The sequence below is a fragment of the Streptomyces ureilyticus genome (assembly GCF_011045025.1).
Taxonomy (GTDB): domain Bacteria; phylum Actinomycetota; class Actinomycetes; order Streptomycetales; family Streptomycetaceae; genus Streptomyces; species Streptomyces ureilyticus.
This window is the reverse complement of sequence record NZ_JAAKZX010000037.1, coordinates 37,406-58,394: the sequence shown is the minus strand read 5'-3', so window position 1 is coordinate 58,394 and position 20,989 is coordinate 37,406. Positions and strand designations below refer to the sequence as shown.

Genomic DNA, 20,989 nt, shown 5'->3' with positions numbered 1-20,989 from the left:
GGCCAGCCCCCGGACCCCCGCTCCTCAAACTCCCCCAGCTACCGCTGGGGGGACCCTCAAGGGGCTGAATTCGCAAACGCCGGAGGGGCTGAATTTGCGCGTCCCTGAGCTGACTTCCGAGGCTGAGGTCGGTTCGGCTGCCCTGGCGGAACTTTCCAGCGCAAGCCCGTATCAATCAGCCCGTCTGGGGGCACCTCCCAGCGGTAGCTGGGGGAGTTTGAGGACGAGGCCGTTCAGGCCGATGGGGTCCAGGGGCGAAGCCTTTGGTGGGGTCTGGGGCTTCGCCCCAGCGGGGTCGCAGGGGGGAGCCCCTTGGTATGGGACGGGTAAGGGCGGCGGGGGCGACCCCGTCACCGAGCCTCCGGCGGCCGCTGCCGAGGCATGTTCGGCCGTGCCCCCGGGGCCAAAGGCGGCCGCCCCGGCGCCGACGGGTCCGGGCGCGAAGCCCCGGCCACGGAGGACTGCAAACCCAGCGGAGCGGTCCCGTTGCGGAACTCCACCATCCAGTCCGCCGTCTCCGCCCGCACCAGCTCCGTAACGTCCTCGGAGAACCGCCGCAACACCCCGAGGCACCGCTCGGCAGCATCCGCCGCCGTCCCCTCCGTAGGCCCGAGAACCTCCCGCACACACTCCGACGTCCAGTCGAACTGCAGCGCCTGCAGCCGCCGCTGCACGGCCTGAGCCGTGGCCACGTCCCTTATCCACCCGGACGTGACCCCGAAGAAACGGTCCACCGCCACACACGCGACTCCACCCAGGAGCCCCAGATAACCCCAGGGAGCCACACCGCCCACCACGCCCGTGAGGTCGAGCACGGGCAGCGCGGCCCCGGCCACCGCCCCCACAGCCGTACCGGCCCGAAGCACCCGCGCTCCCCGCCGCTTCCACCCGCGCCCGGCGAGATACCAGGAGGCCGTGGCGAGCGCCCCCGCCTCCACCCACCGGTACAGCTCGTGGAGCCGCTCCGCCGGCTCCGCCCAGTCGCCGACCGGAAACGGCCGGCCCATCAAGTCACCGGGCGCACCGGGCAGGACACCGCTCCCATATCCGTATCCGTCAGCTCGACCGTTCCCCCGCCCGTCACCCCGGCCGTCCTGGGCCGACCCCTCGGGCTGCATCTCCGGCTGGCTCACCGACGCTCCCTCATCGTTACGTTGCGTGACGGTACCGTGGCGCATGGGTGCCGCAAGCTGCTGAAGCGCCCTCACCTTTACTACCTCCCAATGGGTGGCGATGGCCCCGGTATCGGGGGTTTTACGCTCGGACGTGGTTCTTGATCAGGTATAGGCAATCGCCTTGCCTCACTCGAAAGAGTGCTGCGGCGATGCCGCTGTAGACCACGTAGGCTCATGCCCAGACGGGGAGACGCCCGCGCGGGCGGAAAACCCCTGCCCGGACAGCCGTACGGACCAGGAGCTGATCGTGATTCCCGGTGGTGGCCAGCCCAATATGCAGCAGCTGCTCCAGCAGGCCCAGAAGATGCAACAGGACCTCGCGAACGCGCAGGAGGAGCTGGCGCGCACCGAGGTCGACGGTCAGGCGGGCGGCGGCCTGGTGAAGGCGACCGTGACGGGCTCCGGCGAGCTGCGCGCCCTCAAGATCGACCCGAAGGCCGTGGACCCGGAGGACACCGAGACCCTCGCCGACCTGATCGTCGCGGCGGTCCAGGCGGCCAACGAGAACGCGCAGGCGCTCCAGCAGGAGAAGCTCGGCCCGCTGGCCCAGGGCCTGGGCGGCGGCAGCGGCATTCCCGGCCTGCCGTTCTAAGTCAATCCGGCCGTCTCTTCTAAGAAGGCCGGACGCCAACTACCGTACGTACCAAGAGAGCAAGCGCGACTACGGTACGTACCGAGAGAGCGTGAACAGGAAGGCAATCCGTTGTACGAAGGCGTGGTCCAGGACCTCATCGACGAACTGGGGCGGCTCCCCGGCGTCGGTCCCAAGAGCGCGCAGCGGATCGCCTTCCACATCCTCCAGGCGGAGCCGACGGACGTACGGCGTCTCGCGCAGGCCCTCCTCGAAGTGAAGGCCAAGGTCCGCTTCTGCGCCACCTGCGGGAACGTCGCGCAGGAGGAGCTGTGCAACATCTGCCGCGACACGCGCCGCGACCTCGCCGTCATCTGCGTGGTGGAGGAGCCGAAGGATGTCGTGGCGATCGAGCGGACACGGGAGTTCCGGGGCAAGTACCACGTGCTCGGCGGCGCGATCAGCCCGATCGAGGGCGTCGGCCCGGACGACCTGCGGATAAGGGAACTCCTGGCCCGCCTCGCGGACGGCACGGTCACGGAGCTGATCCTGGCCACGGATCCGAACCTGGAGGGCGAGGCGACGGCCACGTATCTCGCCCGCATGATCAAGCCGATGGGCCTCAAGGTCACCCGCCTGGCCAGCGGTCTGCCGGTCGGCGGTGACCTCGAGTATGCCGATGAGGTCACCCTGGGCCGGGCCTTCGAAGGGAGGCGGTTGCTCGATGTCTGAGGTCGCTGAGATATCTGAGACTTCCGAGACGGCTGAGATGAACGCCATTGAGACGGCCGCGCCTTCGCGAGAGGGCGGCTCCTGGATGTCTGAACACTTTTTTGCTCATGAGGAAGGTCGGCTTCTAGATGTCTGACGCCACGCTGCACGCGACCGCTCAGGACCCGGGTGACTTCGCGGTCCAGATCGCGGACCAGGTCGGGAGCTTTCTCGTCGCGGTCACGGAGGTCGCCAAGGGCGACGAGCCGGACTCGGCCGTGCCATTCCTGCTGCTCGAGGTCTCCCAGCTGATGCTGGCGGGCGGCCGCCTCGGCGCCCACGAGGACATCCTTCCCGAGGAGCGTTACGAGCCCGACCTCGGCCCCGAGCCGGACGTGGACGAACTCCGCGAGCGCCTGGCCGCGCTGCTCGACCCGATCGACGTCTACTCCGAGGTCTTCGACCCGTACGAGCACCGCAAGGGCCGGGTCCCCGCCCGTATCTCAGACGACCTGGCCGACGTCATCACCGACCTCCGCCACGGCATGGCCCACTACAAGGCGGGCCGCACCACGGAGGCCCTGTGGTGGTGGCAGTTCTCCTACTTCTCCAACTGGGGCTCCACGGCCTCCGCCACCCTCCGAGCCCTCCAGTCCCTGGTGGCCCACGTACGCCTGAACCAGCCCCTGGAAGAACTCGACGGCCTCGACACCGACCAGGACCTCAACGAGGACGCCCTGGAGGAGGAGGCCGGCCGGGTCATGGCGGAGGAACTGGCGGGGCCGCTGGGGTTGCGCGAGGTCAAGTAACGAAGGCCTCCACCCATCGGTGGAGTCGTGCTGCTCAAGCTTGCAGAGGAGGATCCTGTGCCGGCGGACCTCGTCGAAGAGGCCGTCGACATGCTGGCAGCGAGCGGTCCCGCGCTGGGGCGTCCGCTCGTCGACCGGCTTTCGGGCTGCCGCACCCATAACCTCAAGGAGCTACGTCCAGGGATGAGGTGTCCGATGCCGAATGGGAGTCCCGCAAGCAGGCGGCCCGTACGGCGACTGAGGCGTACGTGGTGGGCCACCACCTGCGGGAGAACCGAGAGGAGCAGGGGCTGACTCAGGCTCAGGTAGCCGAGTTGGTCGGGACCTCGCAGGGCCGGGTTTCCCAGATCGAGCGGGGAGAGATCCACAACCTCGAGACGACGCGTATGTATGCGCAGGCGCTGGGAGCCAGAGTCACCGTGACCATCGAATACGGGGACCGGACGGTCGGGGCGGCCTGGCTATTCTCCTTCGTATGTCGATGAGTTGGGCGTGCGAAATGTGGGGCGCGGCGGGCATCCTGCGCCCCACAGCGCGTGTACGGAGATAGCCCAACCAGCCAAGTCGGTACGTGGTTGAGGGCGCGTAACTAGTAAGGGTGACGTTCCGCGATCGGCCTGCATCTGAACGTAAAGTCACTCTAGGTTCGCGGCAAAAGATCGGCCCCGGTCGGTGCGCCAACACCGGCTCCGGGGCCTGGCCCTACGGATCGAACGGACTCGATCGTGGCTTACGCCCAGCCTAGCCCTGCCCTGCCGCGCCCCACCCGCCTCATGGCTAAAACGGGCTACGGAAAGCGCGCCGTGGGTGACGAATCCCCGCATGCGGACGCGGACTTCGCGCATCTGTGCCTCCGAGACGCCGATGCGGGCGCGCCCGTGCGCCTCCGCGCGCCGGTGGCCCCAGCGGAGTTCCTGGATTACATTCGTAATATGGCAGAGAAGGTGAAGTTCAGCGTGAGTGTTGATGCCGAGCTCGGAACGGCAGTGCGGCAATACGCCGCTGCCGAGGACGAGCAGATCTCGGCGGTGATCAGCCGGGCACTGGAGCAGTACCTCGACAAGCGCCGCATCGTCCGTGAAGGGTTGCGGGCGATGGACGAGTACTTCGACGAGCATGGCTGGCCCACGTCCGATGAGCAGGCAGAAGCTCGGGCATGGGTTGACGATCTCTTCGGGGAAGAGCACCGGGAGCAGCGCAGCGCATGAAGCATGTTGTCTACGACAGCGGCGCGCTGATCGCTGCGGCCAAGAACAACCAGCGGTTCCTGTGGCGGCACAGGGAGGCGCTGGCGTCCGGTGTCTCGGTGCTGGTGCCTGCGGGTGTGCTTGCCCAGTGCTGGGATGAGCGGGCTTCGGCGGCGCGTCTGCATCGGGTGCTGAACGGCTGCGAAATTCTGCCGCTCACGGAGATGGCCGCCAAGGCCGCGGGCGCGCTCTGCCGTCGCAATGGGACCTCGGACGTGGTCGATGCGAGTGTCGTCCTCGCGTCGATCGCGTACGACGAGGCACCGATCGTCACCGATGACCTGGGTGACATCCGCGACCTGGTCGAATGCGCGAACCGTAAGCGCATCCGCGTCGAACGTCCCTGAACGAGTTCGACTACTGGCCAAGGGGTCACAACCCCCACAACCCCTTGGCCAGGGTGGTGATCCCGCCCCCCAAAGCCAACAGCAGTACCAACCCCCGAGCCCGCTTCTCCGGAACCCGAGGCGCCAGCGCCCGCCCCACGGCGGCTCCGGCGGCCATGCCGGTCGCGGCCAACAGCCATACGGGCGCAGGGAGTTGGGGCACCCCGTTCGCGGCGACGGAGAACGCGTTCACGAGCACTCCGTAGAAGAACGCGTTCGGGACGAACTCTCGTACCGGCCAGCCCGCGTTGACCGCGTACAGGGAGATCGGCGGGCCGCCGACCCCGGCGGCGGAGTTCATGAACCCGCCCAGTGCTCCCGCGGTCACCGCACCGCCGGTGCCGCGCAGGGCCGGCACCCTGACGCCCCGCATGACCAGCAGCACGGCCACCGTCACCAGCGAGCCCATGAAGGCGAGCAGGACGGGCTCGGGCAGTCGCCGGGCCACCCATGTCCCGGCCGGTACGGTGCACGCCGCCGCGGCGCACAGCGGCACCATCGCCCGCAGCCGAACTTGCCGCCAGCCGCCCGCGAGCCCGACGAGACAGATGACCCCGCCGGCGCAGTTGGCCAGTGCGACGCCTTCGGCCGGGCCGAGCAGGAGCACGAGCGCGGGTACGGCGACCAGTGCGAAGCCCATGCCGGTCAGCCACTGCACGGAGGAACCGAGCAGGATGATGCCGCCCAGCAGCAGGTTCGCCGCCCATGCGCCCGTGATCAAAGCGTCACCCTCCGTCTTTGGACAGATGTTGTCCGACCCCTGCACGTCCGCTGGATCAGCCCTAACCGGCGCCACGCGAGTCTTGAGTCACTCCCACCGCAGAGAAAGCGGAAGGGAGCAACTTACCTAGACCGCACTGGAGTTGCGATGACCCGCAAGACCCGTATACGCGCCGCGATTGTCACCGCCACCGCCCTCGTCTCCGTCGCCACGGTGACCGCGGGGCTCAGCGCGGCCTCGCCCGAGAAGGCCGGCAAGCCCTCGAAGAAGGAGGTCGCCGCCCTCTTCGACACGTGGAACGCGACCCTGCAGACCGGCGACCCGGAGAAGGTGGCCGACCTCTACGCCAAGGACGCGGTGCTGCTGCCCACCCTGTCGCCCGAGGTGCGTACGAACCGCGCCGGCATCGTCGACTACATGGAGCACTTCCTCGAGAACAAGCCGCGCGGCGAGAAGGTCAAGACCGTCATCAACGTTCTCGACCACAACTCCGCGATCGACGCCGGCCTGTACAACTTCCACATCACCGACCCCGAGACCGGCGAGAAGTCGGTTGCCGAGGCCCGTTACACGTACGAGTACGAGAAGCGCAACGGCGAGTGGAAGATCGTCAACCACCACTCTTCGGTGCTGCCCGCAGGCTGATCGACACGCACAAACCACGCCCGGGAGCGTCCTCCAGCGCAACGGTCCCGCCGTCGTCCGTCACCAACTGCCTGACGACGGCGAGTCCGAGGCCGGAGCCGGAGCGCCCGGTGAGGCCCTGGCCGCGCCAGAAGCGGTCGAAGGCACGGGACTTCTCGGCCTCCGACATACCGGGGCCCTGGTCCATCACCTTCAGCACCACCTGATCGCCCTTGGACTCCGCATGGACGGTGATGGTCGCGCCGTCCGGTGAGACCTCCAGGGCGTTGGAGAGCACGTTGTCCAGGACCTGGTCCAGATGACCGGGACTGGCCAACACAAGAAGCCGGCCGTCGGCACTCCCCCTGAGCGCGATCGACACTCCGCGCTCGTCGGCGGCCGGCCGCCACACCGCCAGCCGCTCCTCCAGTACGTCACCGAGCGGCAGCGGTTCCGCGGCAGTCACCTTGGCCTCGGCCCGTGCCAGTACCAGCAGGTCGTTGACCAGGCGGCTCATCCGGACCACCTCCGCCGTCGCCTGCTCCACGTCCTCCTTGACGAACTCGTCGTCCACACCGTCGGCGATGTTGTCCAGCGACAGGCGCAGCGCCGTCAGAGGCGTACGGAGCTGGTGGGAGGCGTCCGCGACGAAGATGCGCTGCGCGGACATGAGGGTGTCGAGGCGTTCGGCGCCCTGGTTGAGCGTACGAGCCAGGGTCTGTGTCTCCTGGGGGCCCGTCGCGGGAGAACGGGCCGTCAGGTCACCGTCGCTGAACTTGCTTGCCATGTCGTTGAGTTGGCGCAGCGGGCGGGTCAGCCGGCGGGCCACCACGGCGCCGATCACGGCGGCCACGGCCAGCACGAGCCCGGCGAGGATCGCCCGGAAGCCCCAGATGCTCCACAGCCGTCCGGTGAGGTCCTCGGTCGAGTACTCGATGCGTACGGCTCCGACTACCGGGCCCTTCGCATCGTCCGCACCCTGATTCGTGTGGGCGGGAACGGTGACCACCAGGTGCGGACCCCAGATGAAGGAGGAGCCCCAGTCGCTGGTGGGCTTGCCTTCGTCCAGAGCCTTGGTGAGGGCCGCGTCCTGGTCCGGCTGGGGCAGCTCCCCCGCGCAGGGCTCCTCCTCGGAGAGGACCTGGACATCGTCGGGCGTCTTAAGGCTGTACGCCGTGCCCATCTCCTCCAGGGCCTGGCATGAGGCTTGGCTGCCGTTGCCCAACAGGAGCGCCATGGTCCTGGCCTCGCGCTCGACAGACAGCTTGGTGTCGTCCCGCAACTGGTCGGTGAGCGTGAAGGCCACCGGCACGGTGAACAAGGCGATCGCGACGGCGACGAGAAGGACGTAACTGCGGATGAGCTGGCGGATCATGAGGTGCTGCCGCCGCCCTTGCCGCCGCCGTTCCCGCCGACGCCGCGGTTCCTGCCGTTTCCGCTTCCGCCGTTCCCCGCGCCCTCGCCCGGATCGCCGTCCTCGTGGACGATCAGACGGAAGCCGACACCCCGTACCGCCTCGATCGTGATCGCGTCCGCGAGTTTCCGCCGCAGCGCCGCCACATGGACGTCCAGCGTCTTGGTCGGCCCGAACCAGTTCGCGTCCCAGACCGCTTCCATGATCTGTTCGCGCGACATCAGCGCGCCGGGCTCCTGGGTGAGGAACGCGAGCAGGTCGTACTCCTTGGGCGCGAGGGCCAGTTCCTCGTCGTCCAGTCGTACGCGGGCGGCCTTGCGGTCGATGGTCAGGCGCGGCCCGTACCGGTCGGGGCCGGTGTCCGCCGACGCTTCGGTGGCGCGCGGCTGCATCCGCCGCATCACCGCCCGGATGCGCGCGATGACCTCCCGTACGCCGAAGGGCTTGGAGACGTAGTCGTCGGCGCCCAGCTCCAGGCCCACCACCCGGTCCGTCTCGTCGCTGCGCGCACTGATCACGATGATCGGCACGTTGCCGCGTTCCCGCAGGGCCTTGCAGACGTCGAGGCCGTCGGTGTCGGGCAGTCCGAGGTCGAGGAGGACGACGTCGTACGGCCCTTGATGAGCCAGGGCATCGCGGCCCGTGGTGACCCATTCCACCTCGAAGCCGTATCGCGTCAGGCCGCGTCGGAGCGACTGGGCGATCGGTTCGTCGTCTTCCACCAGGAGTACGCGCACAGCCGGAACCTTAATGCTTGAAAACTCAGGCTCATCGCCGGGTGTGACTCGGCGCACTTTCGGCGCACTTTTCCGAGTGGGCCCTGACTGAGGGGGCATGTGCGGTCCTGGAGCGGCCGGGCCGCCGGGGCCGTTGGCAGCACTCGGCGACAGGGCCGAGTGATCACGTCGTGAGCGGGACATCTCACGATGCGATAACACCCGGGTGGTGTTCGGCCGCTCGTTAGACTGAGCCGACCGCAGTGTGCGGTACGAGACGGAATGAGCGAGGAGCGCACGTGGGCCTTGTCGTGCAGAAGTACGGAGGCTCCTCCGTAGCGGATGCCGAAGGCATCAAGCGAGTCGCCAAGCGGATCGTCGACGCCAAGAAGAACGGCCACCAGGTGGTCGTCGTGGTGTCGGCGATGGGTGACACGACGGATGAGTTGATCGATCTCGCCGAGCAGGTATCCCCGATTCCTGCCGGGCGGGAGTTCGACATGCTGCTGACCGCCGGAGAGCGGATCTCCATGGCCCTGCTGGCGATGGCGATCAAAAACCTGGGCCACGAGGCCCAGAGCTTCACCGGCAGCCAGGCAGGTGTGATCACCGACTCGGTCCACAACAAAGCGCGGATCATCGATGTCACACCGGGCCGGATCCGGACGTCGGTCGACGAGGGCAACATCGCCATCGTCGCCGGGTTCCAGGGCGTCAGCCAGGACAAGAAGGACATCACGACCCTCGGCCGGGGCGGATCCGACACCACGGCGGTCGCGCTGGCCGCGGCCCTCGACGCCGACGTCTGCGAGATCTACACCGACGTCGACGGTGTGTTCACCGCCGACCCGCGCGTGGTGAAGAAGGCCCGGAAGATCGACTGGATCTCCTTCGAGGACATGCTGGAACTGGCGTCCTCCGGGTCCAAGGTGCTGCTCCACCGCTGTGTGGAGTACGCCCGCCGCTACAACATCCCGATCCATGTGCGCTCGTCCTTCAGCGGACTCAAGGGCACCTGGGTCAGCAACGAGCCGATTGAGCAAGGGGACCAGAAGGTGGAGCAGGCCATCATCTCCGGTGTCGCACACGACACCTCCGAGGCCAAGGTCACGGTCGTCGGTGTCCCGGACAAGCCGGGCGAGGCCGCCGTCATCTTCCGCGCCATCGCCGATGCCGAGATCAACATCGACATGGTCGTGCAGAACGTGTCCGCCGCCTCCACCGGCCTGACGGACATCTCCTTCACGCTCCCCAAGACCGAGGGCCGCAAGGCCATCGACGCGCTGGAGCGGGCGAAGACGGCGATCGGCTTCGAGTCGCTGCGTTACGACGACCAGATCGGCAAGATCTCCCTGGTCGGTGCCGGTATGAAGACCAACCCGGGCGTCACGGCGGGCTTCTTCGAGGCGCTGTCCGGCGCGGGCGTGAACATCGAGCTGATCTCGACCTCCGAGATCCGCATCTCGGTGGTCACCCGCGCCGACGACGTCAACGAAGCCGTCCGTGCCGTGCACACCGCCTTCGGTCTCGACTCCGACAGCGACGAAGCCGTCGTCTACGGAGGCACCGGGCGATGACCGTCCTCTCCTACGGAGGCCTCTCGTACGGAGGCACCGGCCGCCGATGACCGCGGTTGCGGGGCGGGCCGGAAAGCCGACGCTCGCGGTCGTGGGAGCGACCGGAGCCGTCGGTACGGTCATGCTTCAGATCCTGTCCCAGCGCGCGGACATCTGGGGCGAGATCCGTCTGATCGCCTCGCCGCGCTCGGCCGGCCGCAAGCTGGCCCTGCGCGGCGAGGAGGTCGAGGTCGTGGCACTCACCGAGGCCGCCTTCGACGGCGTCGACGTCGCCATGTTCGACGTACCGGACGAAGTGGCTGAGCGGTGGGCGCCCATCGCCGCGTCCAAGGGCGTGGTCGTGGTCGACAACTCCGGCGCCTTCCGGATGGACCCGGATGTGCCGCTGGTGGTCCCGGAGGTCAATCCGCATGCCGCGCGCCTGAGGCCGCGCGGCATCGTTTCCAACCCCAACTGCACGACGCTGTCCATGATCGTGGCCCTCGGCGCACTGCATGCGCACTTCTCGCTGCGTGAGCTGGTGGTGTCCTCGTACCAGGCGGTGAGCGGTGCCGGACGCCGGGGCGTCGACACCCTGCGACAGCAGCTGTCGCTCGTCGCGGGTACGGAGCTGGGGACGACCCCCGGTGACGTACGCCGCGCCGTGGGGGACAACACCGGGCCGTTCCCCGAGCCGGTGGCGCTCAATGTGGTGCCGTGGGCCGGGACTCCGCGGGAGGACGGGTGGTCCTCGGAGGAGATGAAGGTACGGGACGAGTCCCGCAAGATACTCGGGCTGCCGGACCTCCGCGTCGCCGTCACCTGCGTACGCGTGCCCGTCGTCACCACGCACTCGCTGACCGTCCACGCCTGCTTCGAGCACGAGGTCACCGTCGACCAGGCCCGCGAGATCATCGCCACAGCGCCCGGGGTGGTGCTTTTCGACGATCCGGCCGCCGGGGAGTTCCCGACACCGGCTGACGTAGTGGGCACGGATCCCACCTGGGTGGGGCGCGTACGGCGGGCTCTTGACGATCCGACGGCGCTCGAACTTTTCGTGTGCGGGGACAACTTGCGGAAGGGGTCCGCGCTGAACACGGCGCAGATCGCTGAGCTGGTGGCGGGGGAGATGAAGGGGGCCGGGAACAGGGCCGAGGCATGAGTAACTGTCCTGAGTGCGGGCCGGTTTGCCGATGATCGTGTGGTCCTGGGCTGAAACGTTTGTAGAATCTGTGAGAGTTTGATGGTTCGCCCATTGGTCCGGACCTAGAACCGAGGCCTTCGGCGTCCGAAGATTTTCCTCCCCGCCCTCCGCAACCGTGCGGAGGGCGGGGAGCGTCTTTGGGGTCGCCCTTGAGGGGTGTCCGGACGCCGCGATCACATGGGCATAGAGGAAGAGCTGGTACGCATGAGGGCATACAACGCGTTGACAGGCGCGTTGCCGGTCGCGCCGGGGGGCGCGCGGTCTGACGCAAATGTGATGCCTGTCGCGTACAACCCCGACAGGGGTAAACGTGTCCAACATGCGTGGCAGAGGTACTCGAATTCCCAGCTGCGCGCGGCACAGCCCTGCGCCCGCCCCGTCGGCCCCGCTTGTCCGGTGGGCCCGGCGGCATGCCGGTGATCGCGCCCATGCCCGCAGCTCGGCCCGCACGCATCCCGGATCAGCGCGAGGGCGCTGACGACGCGATGGCCGCGGGCACCACCGTCGACCATCTCACCGAGACCTACCGCGCCCACTACCGCTCTCTCCTGGGCCTCGCGGCGCTCCTCCTCGACGACACCGCCTCCTGCGAGGACGTCGTCCAGGAGGCCTTCATCCGGGTGCACTCGGCGCGCAAACGCGTGCGCGACCCGGAGAAGACCCTCGCGTATCTGCGCCAGACCGTCGTGAACCTGTCGCGCTCCGCGCTGCGCCGCCGCATCCTCGGCCTGAAGCTGCTGACCAAGCCGATGCCCGACATGGCGAGCGCCGAGGAGGGCGCGTACGACCTGCTGGAGCGCGACGACCTGATCAAGGCCATGAAGGGACTCCAGCGCCGGCAGCGCGAGGTCCTCGTCCTTCGCTACTTCGCGGACATGACCGAGGTGCAGGTCGCCGAGACGCTGGGCATTTCGCTGGGCTCGGTGAAGGCGTACGGCTCGCGCGGCATCGCGGCCCTGCGCGTCGCCATGGAGGCTTCGGCATGAGCGACCACGATCGCGACCGGGCTCGCGACGACAACGAGTACGAGCATGGGTACGAGCACGATCATGAACGGCACGCTGGAAACGGCACTGGGAACGGAACTGTGAATCACGGCCACTCGGAGAATCCGGGCCCGCGGAAGTCGAGCGGGCCGGGGGAGTCGAGCGGGCCTGGGGCGCCTGGCGGATCTGAGGCGCCTGGGGCGCCTGGCGGGTCTAGCGCGTCGAGTGCGCCGGGTTCGGCAGGGGGCTTCGGAGTGCCGGATGTCTCGGGTGGCATCGGTTCAGGAAGTGCGGAGGGCGCCGGTCTGGAAGGCCTGGCCTCCGACGAGCTGGCCCTGCGCAGGATGCTGCACCAGGCCGTGCAGGAGCTCGAGCCCGCCGACGACGACGCCGTGCTGCAGCATCTGCGGCGCGCGGTACCGGTCCGGCGGGCCCGCAAGCGCCAGGCCGTGGTCGGCATGGCCGCCGCCGCGCTCTTCGTCGGCACGGCCATCCCGGCCCTCGTGCACGTCTCGAACTCCACCGGCTCCGACGCCGACCCGTCCATCGCCGGCCACAAGACCTCGCAGACCCAGGGCGGGTCCAGCCAGGGCGGCTCCTCCCAGGACAGCGACGCAAGCGGCCCCGGCAGCTCTCCGGGCAAGGACAAAGAGAAGGACAAGGAAGACAAGAAGGAGACGCCGGGCGAGGACAAGGAGGAGAGCGGCGGCGCATCCACCGGCGGAGCGGAACCGACGCTCTCGGCCGCCGACGCACCCGCCTGTACGTCCACGCAGCTCGGCAACGCCACCTCGAACGTCGGCTCCCCGGACGCCGCCGGCGCCGTCTACGGCACCTTCCAGATCGCCAACGTCTCCGCCGCCACCTGCACGGTCACCGGCTCCGGCACCGTCTCAGCCCTCCCGCAGGGCGCGGCGGACGCGTCCAAGATCCAGGTGGTCTCCCATACTTCGGGCGGCGAGGCGACCGGGCTGCCCGACCCGTCGGCCGAGGTCAGCACGCTGGTACTGCAACCGGGGGCGGCATACGAGGTGAAGTTCGCCTTCGTGCCCTCGGAGACCTGCCCGACCGTTCCCGACGACGACCCCACGCCACCCGACGAGCCGACGCCCACGGACGGCACCACCACCGGTGGCGACAGCGGTGGTACGACCTCGGGTTCGGAGGGCGGCACCGGCGACGGCACAACCACGCAGCTCGCCCCGGAGGAAGGCGTCCAGGACGGCAGCGTCGTGGTGTCCAACACGGCGGAGGACGGCGCCCCGACAGCGTCAGCGACCGTGCCCGACGCCTGTGCGGGAACGGTGTACCGGACTGGGGTGCTGGCGGCGTCCTGACGCCGGGCTGACCTGCCAAGGTTCGCTCAGCACCGCGCCCCCGAGAGGGCCGCAGGCCCGTTAGGGGCGCGGGGCTGCATCAATGTGCGGCTCCGCCGGGATGGGGGGTCCCCCGCTCATGGAGGGCCCGCTCATGGGGGTCCCCCCGCTAGCGAAGCCGAGAGTGGGGGAGAAGCCGAGAGTGGAGGAGCGACCAGCCACGACGGACCCGCAGCGTCGAACCAATCCGGCGGAGCCAGCGCTTAGCGGGCTCCTGGCATCAGGCCGTACGCGAGGCTGATGCCGTGCGTCAGGCCGTAGGCGAGGCCGACGCCTTCGGCTCGTCGCGCGCCTCGTCGGCGGGTTCGGCCGACTCGGCGGATTCGGCGGGACCGCTCGTCGGCTCCGCGGCGAGCCCCAGCTCCGCGTCCTGTGCGAACTCCACCTCCCTGCGCAGCAGTCGGTACCACATGAAGACCACGAAGCCCGCGAAGACGAACCACTCGCCGGTGTAGCCGAGGTTCTGGAACGCCTTCAGGTCCAGTCCCGTGTCCTGCGGCGCCTTCGCGGGCACCGCCGTCATCCCCGCGTCGGCCTCGGCGAGCGTGACCCAGGCGTCGTACACGTCGTACGGCACCACGTTCACCAACGATGCCGCGCTGATCGCGCCCGTCTGACCGGCGGGCAGACCACCGGCCGCGCTCACGCCGTCCGAGCCGGGGCTCTCGGACGCCTGGAGCGCGCCGGTCACGGTGACCTCGCCGGTCGGGGCGGCCGGGGCCTTCGCGGCGTCGGCGTCACCGGGCTGCCAGCCCCGGACCACGGGCAGGGCCTTGCCGTCGTCGGTACGCAGCATCGTCAGGACGTAGTAACCGCGCTTGCCGTCCAGCTCCCGGTCCGGCACGAGCAACTGCTTCCCGTACCGGCCGGTCGCCGTGGCCTGCCGGCCGGACGTCTCCTTGTCCACGGGCAGCAACTCGGCGAGGGGCCTGGCCGCTTCCCGCTGGTCCTCGGACACCTTCTCCTCGGCCGTGCGGTGGCTCTCGACGCGGTCCTCGAACCGCCCCAACTGCCATGACCCCATGAACACGCAGAAGGGGATGGCCAGCAGTACGAAGACGTTGATCGCCCACCAGCGGGGGGTGGTCAGCAGGAACCGGTACACGCCCTCCACGTTACGGGGCCCCTGCCCGAAGCCCGGGTGAGGGGTGGCCCCTCGCTGCGGCCCCGGCAAGTGAGCCCTCTGCTCTCACCTCCCCAGGTGCCGCTCCGCGAAGTCCAGTTCCAGGCGGACCTGCTTGATGCGTTCGTCGACCACCAGGGAGCCGTGGCCCGCGTCGTAGCGGTACACCTCGTGGACGGCGTCGCGGGCGGCGAGGCGGGTGACGTAGTTCTCCACCTGGCGGATGGGGCAGCGGGGGTCGTTCACGCCTGCGGAGATGTAGACGGGGGCCTTGACCGCGTCGACGTACGTCAGAGGGGACGAGGCCTCGAAGCGCTCGGGGACCTCCTCCGGTGTGCCGCCGAGAAGGGTGCGGTCCATCGCCTTCAGGGCCTCCATCTCGTCGTGGTACGCCGTGACGTAGTCCGCGACCGGTACCGCCGCGATGCCGAGGGCCCACGCGTCCGGCTCGGTGCCGAGGCCCAGGAGTGTGAGGTACCCGCCCCAGGAGCCGCCCGTGAGGATCAGCCGGTCGGGGTCGGCGAGGCCGGAGGTCACCGCCCACTCCCGGACGGCCGCCACGTCCTCCAGCTCGATCAGGCCGACCCGGTGTTTGAGCGCGTCCGTCCACTCCCGCCCGTAGCCGGTCGAGCCGCGGTAGTTGATCCGGATCACCATGTACCCGTGGTCCACCCACGCCGCCGGTCCCGCCGCGAAGGAGTCGCTGTCGTGCCACGTCGGGCCGCCGTGGATGTCGAAGACGGTGGGCAGGGGGCCCGCCACTCCCGCGGGCCGCTGCACGAGGGCGTGGATGCGCCCGCCCGGACCGTCCACCCATACGTCCTGAACGAGCACCGATCCCGGAGACTTCATCCCGGGAGGATCCAGGACCACCTCGCCGGACGTCGAGCGGACCACCGGCGGCTCGGCAGCCGACGACCACAGATACTCCACGCTGCCGTCCGGGCGGGCCGTCGCCCCCGACACCGTGCCCTTCGGCGTCGGGATCCGCTCGAGCCGGCGGGACGCCAGGTCGTACCGCCACAGCTCGCTGCGTGCCTCGTAGCTGTGCACGACCAGCAGTGCGGAACCGTCCGGGTACCACTCGGCGCTCAGGTCGCCGTCCAGCCGCCCGGTCAGCGCCAGGTCGGTCTCCTCGCCGGACGCCACGTCCCACAGCATCGGCTCCCAGCGCCCGCGCCGCTGATGCCCGACCAACAGCCGGGTGTCGCCGTCGACCGGGGCGAAGCCCAGCACCTCAAGGCCCAGCTCGACCGTGCCGCCCTTGGTGTCGTCCAGCTCCGCGACCGCCGAACCGTCCAGCCGCAGCACCCGCAGCGCCGAGTGCATCGCGTCGCCGTGCTCGGTGTGCTCGATCGCGATCAGTGAGCCGTCGTGCGAGAGGTCGCCGACGCCCGCCGACTCCCGGTGGCGGTAGATCTCCACCGGGTCTTCACCGGCCCGGGTGACGTAGATCGTCGAGCCGTCCTCATCGGTCGACCTGCCGACGACCGCCGTACGTCCGTCGCGTGCGAGCGCGAGCCCGGCGGGATACGACGGGTCGAGGCCGGGGGCCGCCGCCTCGTCGGGGCCGGACGGGGCGCTCTCGTCTCTGTCGAACGGCTGACGCCGCCAGACCCCGAACTCGTCCCCGTCCTTGTCGTCGAACCACCAGATCCACTCGCCGTCGGGCGTCAGCACCCCGTCCGTCGTACCGTTGGGCCGGTCCGTGACCTGGTGCTGGGCACCCGTCTCGCGATCCCACGCGTACAACTCGTATGTCCCCGTCGCATTCGACACGAACAGCGAACGGTGCGGTGCGTCCTGCGCCCAGTCCGGCAAGGACACCCGGGGCGCCCGGAAGCGCTTCTCCCAGTCCGGCATGGCCTCGTCGTGCGGCATCGCCGCGTGCTGCGAGATGGTCCCCTCGTCCGGGTTGGCCCCGTTGCTCTCAGTCATGACCCCATACTGCCCGCTCCCACCGACAATCCGCTGCCGAGGCCCTCAGCCTGTGGATAACTCGTGGCCTTTCTGGACTTTCGCAGGTCAGGGCGATTGTCAGTGGCGTGGTGCAGTATCGCGGTATGACCCCATCGACCGAATCAGCTGATCCGAGCGAACTGACCGATCTGCGCAAGACAGTTGAGACCTTCTGGGCCACAGCTGAGGCCCGCGACTGGGCGGCCTTCGCGGAGACCCTCGCGGAGGACGTCGTCTACACCTTGCCCCAGACGCGCGAGCGCATTCGCGGGCGCGAGAAGTTCGTCCAGTTCAACCGGGAGTATCCCGGCGACTGGCACCTGCGGATCGAGCGCATAGTCGCCGAGCCCGGGCAGGTCGTCACCTGGATCCACTTCACGGTGGGCCTGGAGGAGATGTACGGCATCGCGTTCTTCACGGGGGACGACCAGGGCCGCGTCATATCGATGACGGACTTCTGGCCCGAGCCGTACGAACCTCCGGCGGGGCGCGAGCACTTGGTTGAGCGCTACTGAGGCGTGGCTCGGCCGCTTAAGGGTTCGTACGGTCCCGGCGCCGGCGCCCCAGTAGTTCCGCGAGGCCGCGGCGGGTGGCGGCCAGGACCACGCGGTCGCGGGCGCCCATGACGTAGCCGGGCGGCAGGTCCCAGACCAGGCCCGGTGTCCGTGTGGGGGCGTCCGGGGCGGGGTCGGTGGCCAGGTCGGGGCTGCGCTCGTCCGGGGCCGTCGTGTCCAGGGCGACGACTCGCCACGCTCCGGGGCGGAAGGCCTCGGCGACCGTCCGCCCCTCCAGTTGTGGGTGCCCGGCGACGTCCAGGGCCGCGAAGAGCAGCACGCGGCGTTCGACGGGTATGGCGCCCAGGATTTGGCGGCCCATCATCGCTCCGGCGAAGGCGGGCGCGGCGAGGTAGGTGACGCTGCGGCTGCGGGTGAGCGCGTAGGGGTGGGCCGAGCGGAGGGTGCGGTACACGGCGGTGGCGAAGTCGTCGTCGTACAACCGCAGGACGACGCGCAGATCGGGGCGCACCGTCCTGGCGTACAGGGCGGCCTCGAGGTTGGTGGTGTCCGCGCTGGTCAGGGCCAGCAGCGTGTGAGCCCGGTGGATCTTGGCGGCTTCCAGGACGCCTTCCTGGGTGACGTCGCCGAGGACGACGGGCACGCGCAGGCGCCGCGCGGTCGCGATCCCGCGCGCCTCGGGGTCGGCCTCGACGCACACCACCGGGGTGTCGAGTTCGCGCAACCGCGTAAGGACGCGCGTACCGATCTTGCCGAGCCCGAGCAGGACGACATGGCCGGAGAGCCCGCGGGGCGGTCGGCGCAGCGCGGAACCGCTGCGGAAGGTGCCGAGGGCCTCGAGGACCGCGGCGAGCAGTACGGGAAGAAGCAGCAACCCGACGAGACTGGTGAGGAGTTGGAGAATTTGGCGGCCTTGGTCCTGGTTGAGCGCGGGCTCGTTGATGGCGAAGAGATCGAGCAGCGTCAGATACGTGGCGTGCAGCGGATGGTCGTCCGTCATCACCAACGAAGCGATCACGAGCGCGAACACACAGCCCACCAGGCCTGCGAGCGACCAGCGCAGGCGCCGGGAGAACAGGGCGGCGAAGGGCAGGGCGGGCACGACGCCACGGCCAGTAGGGGCGGTGGGGCCGGAGTACGACACCGTTTCCAGGACGACGGTGCCGCGGCCGGTCGCGGCGGCCACGGAGCGTTCGTCGGGCAGGAGTTGAGGGCCGTGCTCACCGCTGCTGTCGGAACCGTCCGCGCCGGCCGGGTCGTTGGTCGTCGCCGAGAGCAGGGCCAGAGTGCACAGACCGGGATCGGCGATCTGGCCGGGGCCGGGCGGCGGTCGTTCCATGGCCCGCAGCATCAGCCCCTCCGTCTGCACGACCTTGCTGGTCCCGGCCACCGCGGTCGCTGCCAGGGCGGGAGCGGCGGTGTCGGCGTCGGAGAGGACGGTGGTGGAGGCGTCGACGACACCGTGCTCCCGACCGGGCCCCTGGGAATCACCAGCACCGGCACCGGCTCCTGCTCCGTCCCCCGTTCCGGTTCCCGCCATGGCCAGGGCCGAGGCCTGGTCCAGCAGGGCCTCGAGGTGCTGGCCCAGGCGGCGGTTGTAGAGCCGGATGACCAGGCGCAGCCGGGGGTTGAGACGGCGGGCGGTGAGGGCGGCGCGGATGTTCGTCTCGTCGTCGTCGTACACGAGCGCCAGCGCGTCCGCCCGCTCGACGCCCGCCTCGGCGAGCACGGCCTCGGTCAGCTCGGCGGCCTCCAAGGGTTCGGTGGGCGACCCTGCACCGGCGGCCCGGTCCGAGGAAGCCCCGCCCCCGCCGTTGCCCGCCGCCCGGGTCACCGCCGCCGACACCCGGTCGAGCAGCGCGGACGCCCGGCCGACGACCGGTGGCCGTACGGTGCGCACGGCGGACGGTATGACCAGCGTCACCTGCTCCCCGTAGACCCCGCGCAACTCCGCCGCCAGCCGGTGCGCCAGCGCGTCGTCCCCGCACACCACCATGTGCGCGGCATCGTCCCTGGACCTGGACCCGCTCTGATTTGGAAAGCTCCCCACAACTGCACAGAGTGCCTCACCAGCACGGGTGGTTCCACCACGGCCCTTGATGAAACGCTGCCGTACCTCCGTCGTGTCTCTGACCTATCTCCCGCTCACCGCCCGGGAGTTGGGTGCGCCGGGCCGTCCAGCCATCCGGCTGCCCCGCCATCCGCTGTCCCGCCGTCCGCCGTGATCCTGCCAGGGGAAAACCCCTGGGGCGTCCCGACCGACCTGCCTAGGGTGAGAACCATGAGCCGTCACCAGGACATACAGGGCCCGGGCGTGCGGGACATCGACGTACGCCCGATCACCGAGACCGAGATCCCGGACTGGATCCGCGCGCTGAATACCGGGTTTCTGCGACCGCCCGCCATCTCGGAGGCGGAGATCGCGGACCGGAGTTCGTACCTCGTGCCGGAGCGCACACTGGGGGCCTTCGACGGCGGGCGGTGCGTGGCGACGTTCCGGTCGTTCACGCAGGAGCTCACGGTGGTGGGCGGGAGCGTCGTACCCGCCGATGCCATCACGAATGTGAGCGTCACCTCGACCCACCGGCGGCGTGGGCTGCTCACGCGGATGATGGCGCGGGACCTGTCCGCCGCGAAGGAACGGGGCGACGTGGTGGCGACGTTGATCGCGGCCGAGTACCCGATCTACGGGCGGTACGGCTTCGGGCCTGCCACCACCGCCACCGAGTGGACGATCGACGTGCCGCGGGCGGGGCTGGATCCCCGGTGGGCGGGCCCGGACGACGGCGGGCGGATCGATCTCGTGGACGGCGAGGATGTACGCAAGCTGGGGCCGGAGCTGCACGAGCGGCTCAGGCGCGTGCAGCCGGGGGTGGTCGACCGGGATGAGCGGTGGTGGCAGGTCGGCACCGGAGTGCTGACGCTGGACCGGTCCTCGTGGACCGAGCCCTTCTACGCCGTGTACCGGAACGCTGACGGCGAGGTCGAGGGCCTGCTCCCCTACATCTCGGACGGCGAGTGGGACGACGCCAAGCAGCCGCTGAACACGGCGAAGGTGAGGGGCATGATCGCGGTGTCGCCGGCCGCCGAGCGCGCGCTGTGGTGGCACGTCTGCTCGGTGGACTGGGTCACGGTGGTGAAGACGGGCTACCGCGCTCCGGACGACCTGCTGCCGCATCTGCTGCCGGACCCGCGGGCCGCGCGGCTCACCACGCAGGCCGACTGGCTGTGGGTACGGATCCTGGATGTCGTACGGGCTCTTGAGGCGCGTACGTACACGGGTACCGGGACGCTCGTGCTGGAGGTCACGGACGGGGATGGTTTGTCGGCCGGGCGGTACCGGCTGGACGCGTCACCGGACGGCGCGAGCTGCTCGCGAACCAACGACGCCGCCGAACTCACGCTGGGCGCAGGTGAGTTGGCGGCGCTCTGGCTCGGGGACGAGTCGGCGGTGCGGCTCGCCGCGCTCGGCCGGGTGGCCGAGTCGCGGGCGGGTGCCGCGACCACCGCCGACGCCCTGTTGCGTATGTCCAGGCGCCCTTGGTGCCCGGACGTCTTCTGACGTCCTGTCACCTCCTCTCCTCCGTAGCGTGATGGGAACGGACTGACCGAGCTCCCGGCTCCCCTCCAGGAGGGAGCCCGGCCAGCCGGACTGACGGACGGTGGCGCCCGGTCAGCCGGTCTGGGTGAGCAGCAGCACGAGGATCACTGCTCCGATACCACTGATGTATGTGTTCTTGGCCTTGATGCCGACGGAGAGGGCAACGAATGCGATGAGGCCCATCGCCCCGAACTTCAGCTGGACGAACTGCTCGAAGCCGATGATGAGGCCAGCGATGGCGAGGGTGGCGATGAGCGGCATTTCGGTCCCTCCTTCGGGACGGGGACGCGGTGAC

At 69.7% G+C, this 20,989-nt stretch carries 21 protein-coding genes; 13 read left to right on the top strand and 8 right to left on the bottom strand.

Annotation, left to right across the window (positions count from 1 at the left end; genetic code table 11):
* Window positions 1-350: 350 nt before the first annotated feature.
* Entirely contained in the window at window positions 351-1,133 is a 783-nt protein-coding gene (locus G6048_RS14725; RefSeq protein ID WP_165339969.1) for an SLATT domain-containing protein, read from the bottom strand.
* Between the two features lie 289 nt (window positions 1,134-1,422).
* On the opposite strand from G6048_RS14725, the gene G6048_RS14720 reads away from it, so the two are divergent.
* From G6048_RS14720 to G6048_RS14695, 6 genes are all read left to right on the top strand, one after another.
* Window positions 1,423-1,767, top strand: coding sequence for a YbaB/EbfC family nucleoid-associated protein (locus G6048_RS14720; protein ID WP_165339968.1), 345 nt, complete (start codon window positions 1,423-1,425; stop codon window positions 1,765-1,767).
* Window positions 1,768-1,878: 111 nt separating this feature from the next.
* Window positions 1,879-2,478, top strand: coding sequence for a recombination mediator RecR (recR, locus tag G6048_RS14715; protein ID WP_165339967.1), 600 nt, complete (start codon window positions 1,879-1,881; stop codon window positions 2,476-2,478).
* 128 nt (window positions 2,479-2,606) lie between these two features.
* Window positions 2,607-3,266, top strand: coding sequence for a DUF5063 domain-containing protein (locus G6048_RS14710; protein ID WP_165339966.1), 660 nt, complete (start codon window positions 2,607-2,609; stop codon window positions 3,264-3,266).
* 188 nt (window positions 3,267-3,454) lie between these two features.
* A complete protein-coding gene (locus tag G6048_RS14705) occupies window positions 3,455-3,751 on the top strand; it encodes a helix-turn-helix domain-containing protein (protein WP_165339965.1) in 297 nt (98 codons plus the stop codon).
* Window positions 3,752-4,069: 318 nt separating this feature from the next.
* Window positions 4,070-4,474 carry a hypothetical protein gene (locus G6048_RS14700; RefSeq protein WP_165339921.1) on the top strand — a complete coding sequence of 135 codons (405 nt, stop codon included), beginning with the start codon at window positions 4,070-4,072 and terminating at the stop codon, window positions 4,472-4,474.
* Window positions 4,471-4,860, top strand: a complete 390-nt coding sequence (locus G6048_RS14695) for a twitching motility protein PilT (protein WP_165339964.1) — start codon at window positions 4,471-4,473, stop codon at window positions 4,858-4,860. Before G6048_RS14700 ends, G6048_RS14695 begins: the two co-directional genes overlap by 4 nt.
* Before the next feature lie 25 nt (window positions 4,861-4,885).
* Here the strand turns inward: G6048_RS14695 and G6048_RS14690 are convergent, their stop codons facing one another.
* Complete coding sequence (locus tag G6048_RS14690; RefSeq protein WP_206341597.1) at window positions 4,886-5,620, bottom strand: sulfite exporter TauE/SafE family protein; 735 nt, start codon at window positions 5,618-5,620, stop codon at window positions 4,886-4,888.
* A gap of 147 nt (window positions 5,621-5,767) precedes the next feature.
* On the opposite strand from G6048_RS14690, the gene G6048_RS14685 reads away from it, so the two are divergent.
* Complete coding sequence (locus G6048_RS14685; RefSeq protein ID WP_165339963.1) at window positions 5,768-6,265, top strand: SgcJ/EcaC family oxidoreductase; 498 nt, start codon at window positions 5,768-5,770, stop codon at window positions 6,263-6,265.
* On the opposite strand, the gene G6048_RS14680 is transcribed toward G6048_RS14685, so the two are convergent.
* Both G6048_RS14680 and G6048_RS14675 read right to left on the bottom strand, forming a co-directional pair.
* A complete protein-coding gene (locus G6048_RS14680) occupies window positions 6,231-7,619 on the bottom strand; it encodes a HAMP domain-containing sensor histidine kinase (RefSeq protein ID WP_165339962.1) in 1,389 nt (462 codons plus the stop codon). The two genes, G6048_RS14685 and G6048_RS14680, sit on opposite strands and share 35 nt — an antisense overlap.
* Window positions 7,616-8,395 carry a response regulator transcription factor gene (locus G6048_RS14675; RefSeq protein WP_328825975.1) on the bottom strand — a complete coding sequence of 260 codons (780 nt, stop codon included), beginning with the start codon at window positions 8,393-8,395 and terminating at the stop codon, window positions 7,616-7,618. The genes G6048_RS14680 and G6048_RS14675 overlap by 4 nt, the downstream gene beginning before the upstream one ends.
* Before the next feature lie 278 nt (window positions 8,396-8,673).
* On the opposite strand from G6048_RS14675, the gene G6048_RS14670 reads away from it, so the two are divergent.
* The 4 genes from G6048_RS14670 to G6048_RS14655 all read left to right on the top strand — a co-directional run bounded on the left by G6048_RS14670 (window position 8,674) and on the right by G6048_RS14655 (window position 13,457).
* Window positions 8,674-9,951 (top strand): aspartate kinase, encoded by a 1,278-nt coding sequence (locus tag G6048_RS14670; protein ID WP_165339960.1) that lies wholly within the window; start codon window positions 8,674-8,676, stop codon window positions 9,949-9,951.
* 46 nt (window positions 9,952-9,997) lie between these two features.
* Window positions 9,998-11,092, top strand: coding sequence for an aspartate-semialdehyde dehydrogenase (locus tag G6048_RS14665; protein ID WP_165339959.1), 1,095 nt, complete (start codon window positions 9,998-10,000; stop codon window positions 11,090-11,092).
* A gap of 452 nt (window positions 11,093-11,544) precedes the next feature.
* Complete coding sequence (locus G6048_RS14660) at window positions 11,545-12,120, top strand: SigE family RNA polymerase sigma factor (protein WP_165339958.1); 576 nt, start codon at window positions 11,545-11,547, stop codon at window positions 12,118-12,120.
* Window positions 12,121-12,374: 254 nt separating this feature from the next.
* On the top strand, window positions 12,375-13,457 hold the full coding sequence (locus G6048_RS14655; RefSeq protein ID WP_328825972.1) for a hypothetical protein: 1,083 nt from the start codon (window positions 12,375-12,377) through the stop codon (window positions 13,455-13,457).
* A 289-nt stretch (window positions 13,458-13,746) separates the two neighbouring features.
* Here G6048_RS14655 and G6048_RS14650 read toward each other — a convergent pair whose 3' ends face one another.
* Window positions 13,747-14,601: an SURF1 family protein gene (locus tag G6048_RS14650; protein WP_328825971.1), complete on the bottom strand. Its 855-nt coding sequence runs from the start codon at window positions 14,599-14,601 to the stop codon at window positions 13,747-13,749.
* Between the two features lie 84 nt (window positions 14,602-14,685).
* Window positions 14,686-16,557, bottom strand: a complete 1,872-nt coding sequence (locus G6048_RS14645; protein WP_165339956.1) for a S9 family peptidase — start codon at window positions 16,555-16,557, stop codon at window positions 14,686-14,688.
* Between the two features lie 125 nt (window positions 16,558-16,682).
* Here G6048_RS14645 and G6048_RS14640 point away from each other — a divergent pair, with 125 nt between their 5' ends.
* Window positions 16,683-17,093 (top strand): nuclear transport factor 2 family protein, encoded by a 411-nt coding sequence (locus G6048_RS14640; protein ID WP_165339955.1) that lies wholly within the window; start codon window positions 16,683-16,685, stop codon window positions 17,091-17,093.
* Window positions 17,094-17,109: 16 nt separating this feature from the next.
* On the opposite strand, the gene G6048_RS14635 is transcribed toward G6048_RS14640, so the two are convergent.
* Window positions 17,110-19,089, bottom strand: coding sequence for an NAD-binding protein (locus G6048_RS14635; RefSeq protein ID WP_165339954.1), 1,980 nt, complete (start codon window positions 19,087-19,089; stop codon window positions 17,110-17,112).
* Between the two features lie 285 nt (window positions 19,090-19,374).
* Here G6048_RS14635 and G6048_RS14630 point away from each other — a divergent pair, with 285 nt between their 5' ends.
* Window positions 19,375-20,655, top strand: a complete 1,281-nt coding sequence (locus G6048_RS14630) for a GNAT family N-acetyltransferase (RefSeq protein WP_165339953.1) — start codon at window positions 19,375-19,377, stop codon at window positions 20,653-20,655.
* A gap of 111 nt (window positions 20,656-20,766) precedes the next feature.
* On the opposite strand, the gene G6048_RS14625 is transcribed toward G6048_RS14630, so the two are convergent.
* On the bottom strand, window positions 20,767-20,955 hold the full coding sequence (locus G6048_RS14625; RefSeq protein WP_165339952.1) for a hypothetical protein: 189 nt from the start codon (window positions 20,953-20,955) through the stop codon (window positions 20,767-20,769).
* Window positions 20,956-20,989: the final 34 nt, after the last annotated feature.

Bases quoted from the DNA above. Each gene is read 5' to 3' on its own strand.
- G6048_RS14640 (WP_165339955.1), top strand. From the start codon at position 16,683: ATGACCCCATCGACCGAATCAGCTGATCCGAGCGAACTGACCGATCTG.
- G6048_RS14710 (WP_165339966.1), top strand. From the start codon at position 2,607: ATGTCTGACGCCACGCTGCACGCGACCGCTCAGGACCCGGGTGACTTC.
- G6048_RS14695 (WP_165339964.1), top strand. From the start codon at position 4,471: ATGAAGCATGTTGTCTACGACAGCGGCGCGCTGATCGCTGCGGCCAAG.
- G6048_RS14625 (WP_165339952.1), bottom strand. From the start codon at position 20,955: ATGCCGCTCATCGCCACCCTCGCCATCGCTGGCCTCATCATCGGCTTC.
- G6048_RS14645 (WP_165339956.1), bottom strand. From the start codon at position 16,557: ATGACTGAGAGCAACGGGGCCAACCCGGACGAGGGGACCATCTCGCAG.
- G6048_RS14665 (WP_165339959.1), top strand. From the start codon at position 9,998: ATGACCGCGGTTGCGGGGCGGGCCGGAAAGCCGACGCTCGCGGTCGTG.
- G6048_RS14660 (WP_165339958.1), top strand. From the start codon at position 11,545: ATGCCGGTGATCGCGCCCATGCCCGCAGCTCGGCCCGCACGCATCCCG.
- G6048_RS14685 (WP_165339963.1), top strand. From the start codon at position 5,768: ATGACCCGCAAGACCCGTATACGCGCCGCGATTGTCACCGCCACCGCC.
- G6048_RS14680 (WP_165339962.1), bottom strand. From the start codon at position 7,619: ATGATCCGCCAGCTCATCCGCAGTTACGTCCTTCTCGTCGCCGTCGCG.
- G6048_RS14635 (WP_165339954.1), bottom strand. From the start codon at position 19,089: ATGGTGGTGTGCGGGGACGACGCGCTGGCGCACCGGCTGGCGGCGGAG.
- G6048_RS14630 (WP_165339953.1), top strand. From the start codon at position 19,375: ATGAGCCGTCACCAGGACATACAGGGCCCGGGCGTGCGGGACATCGAC.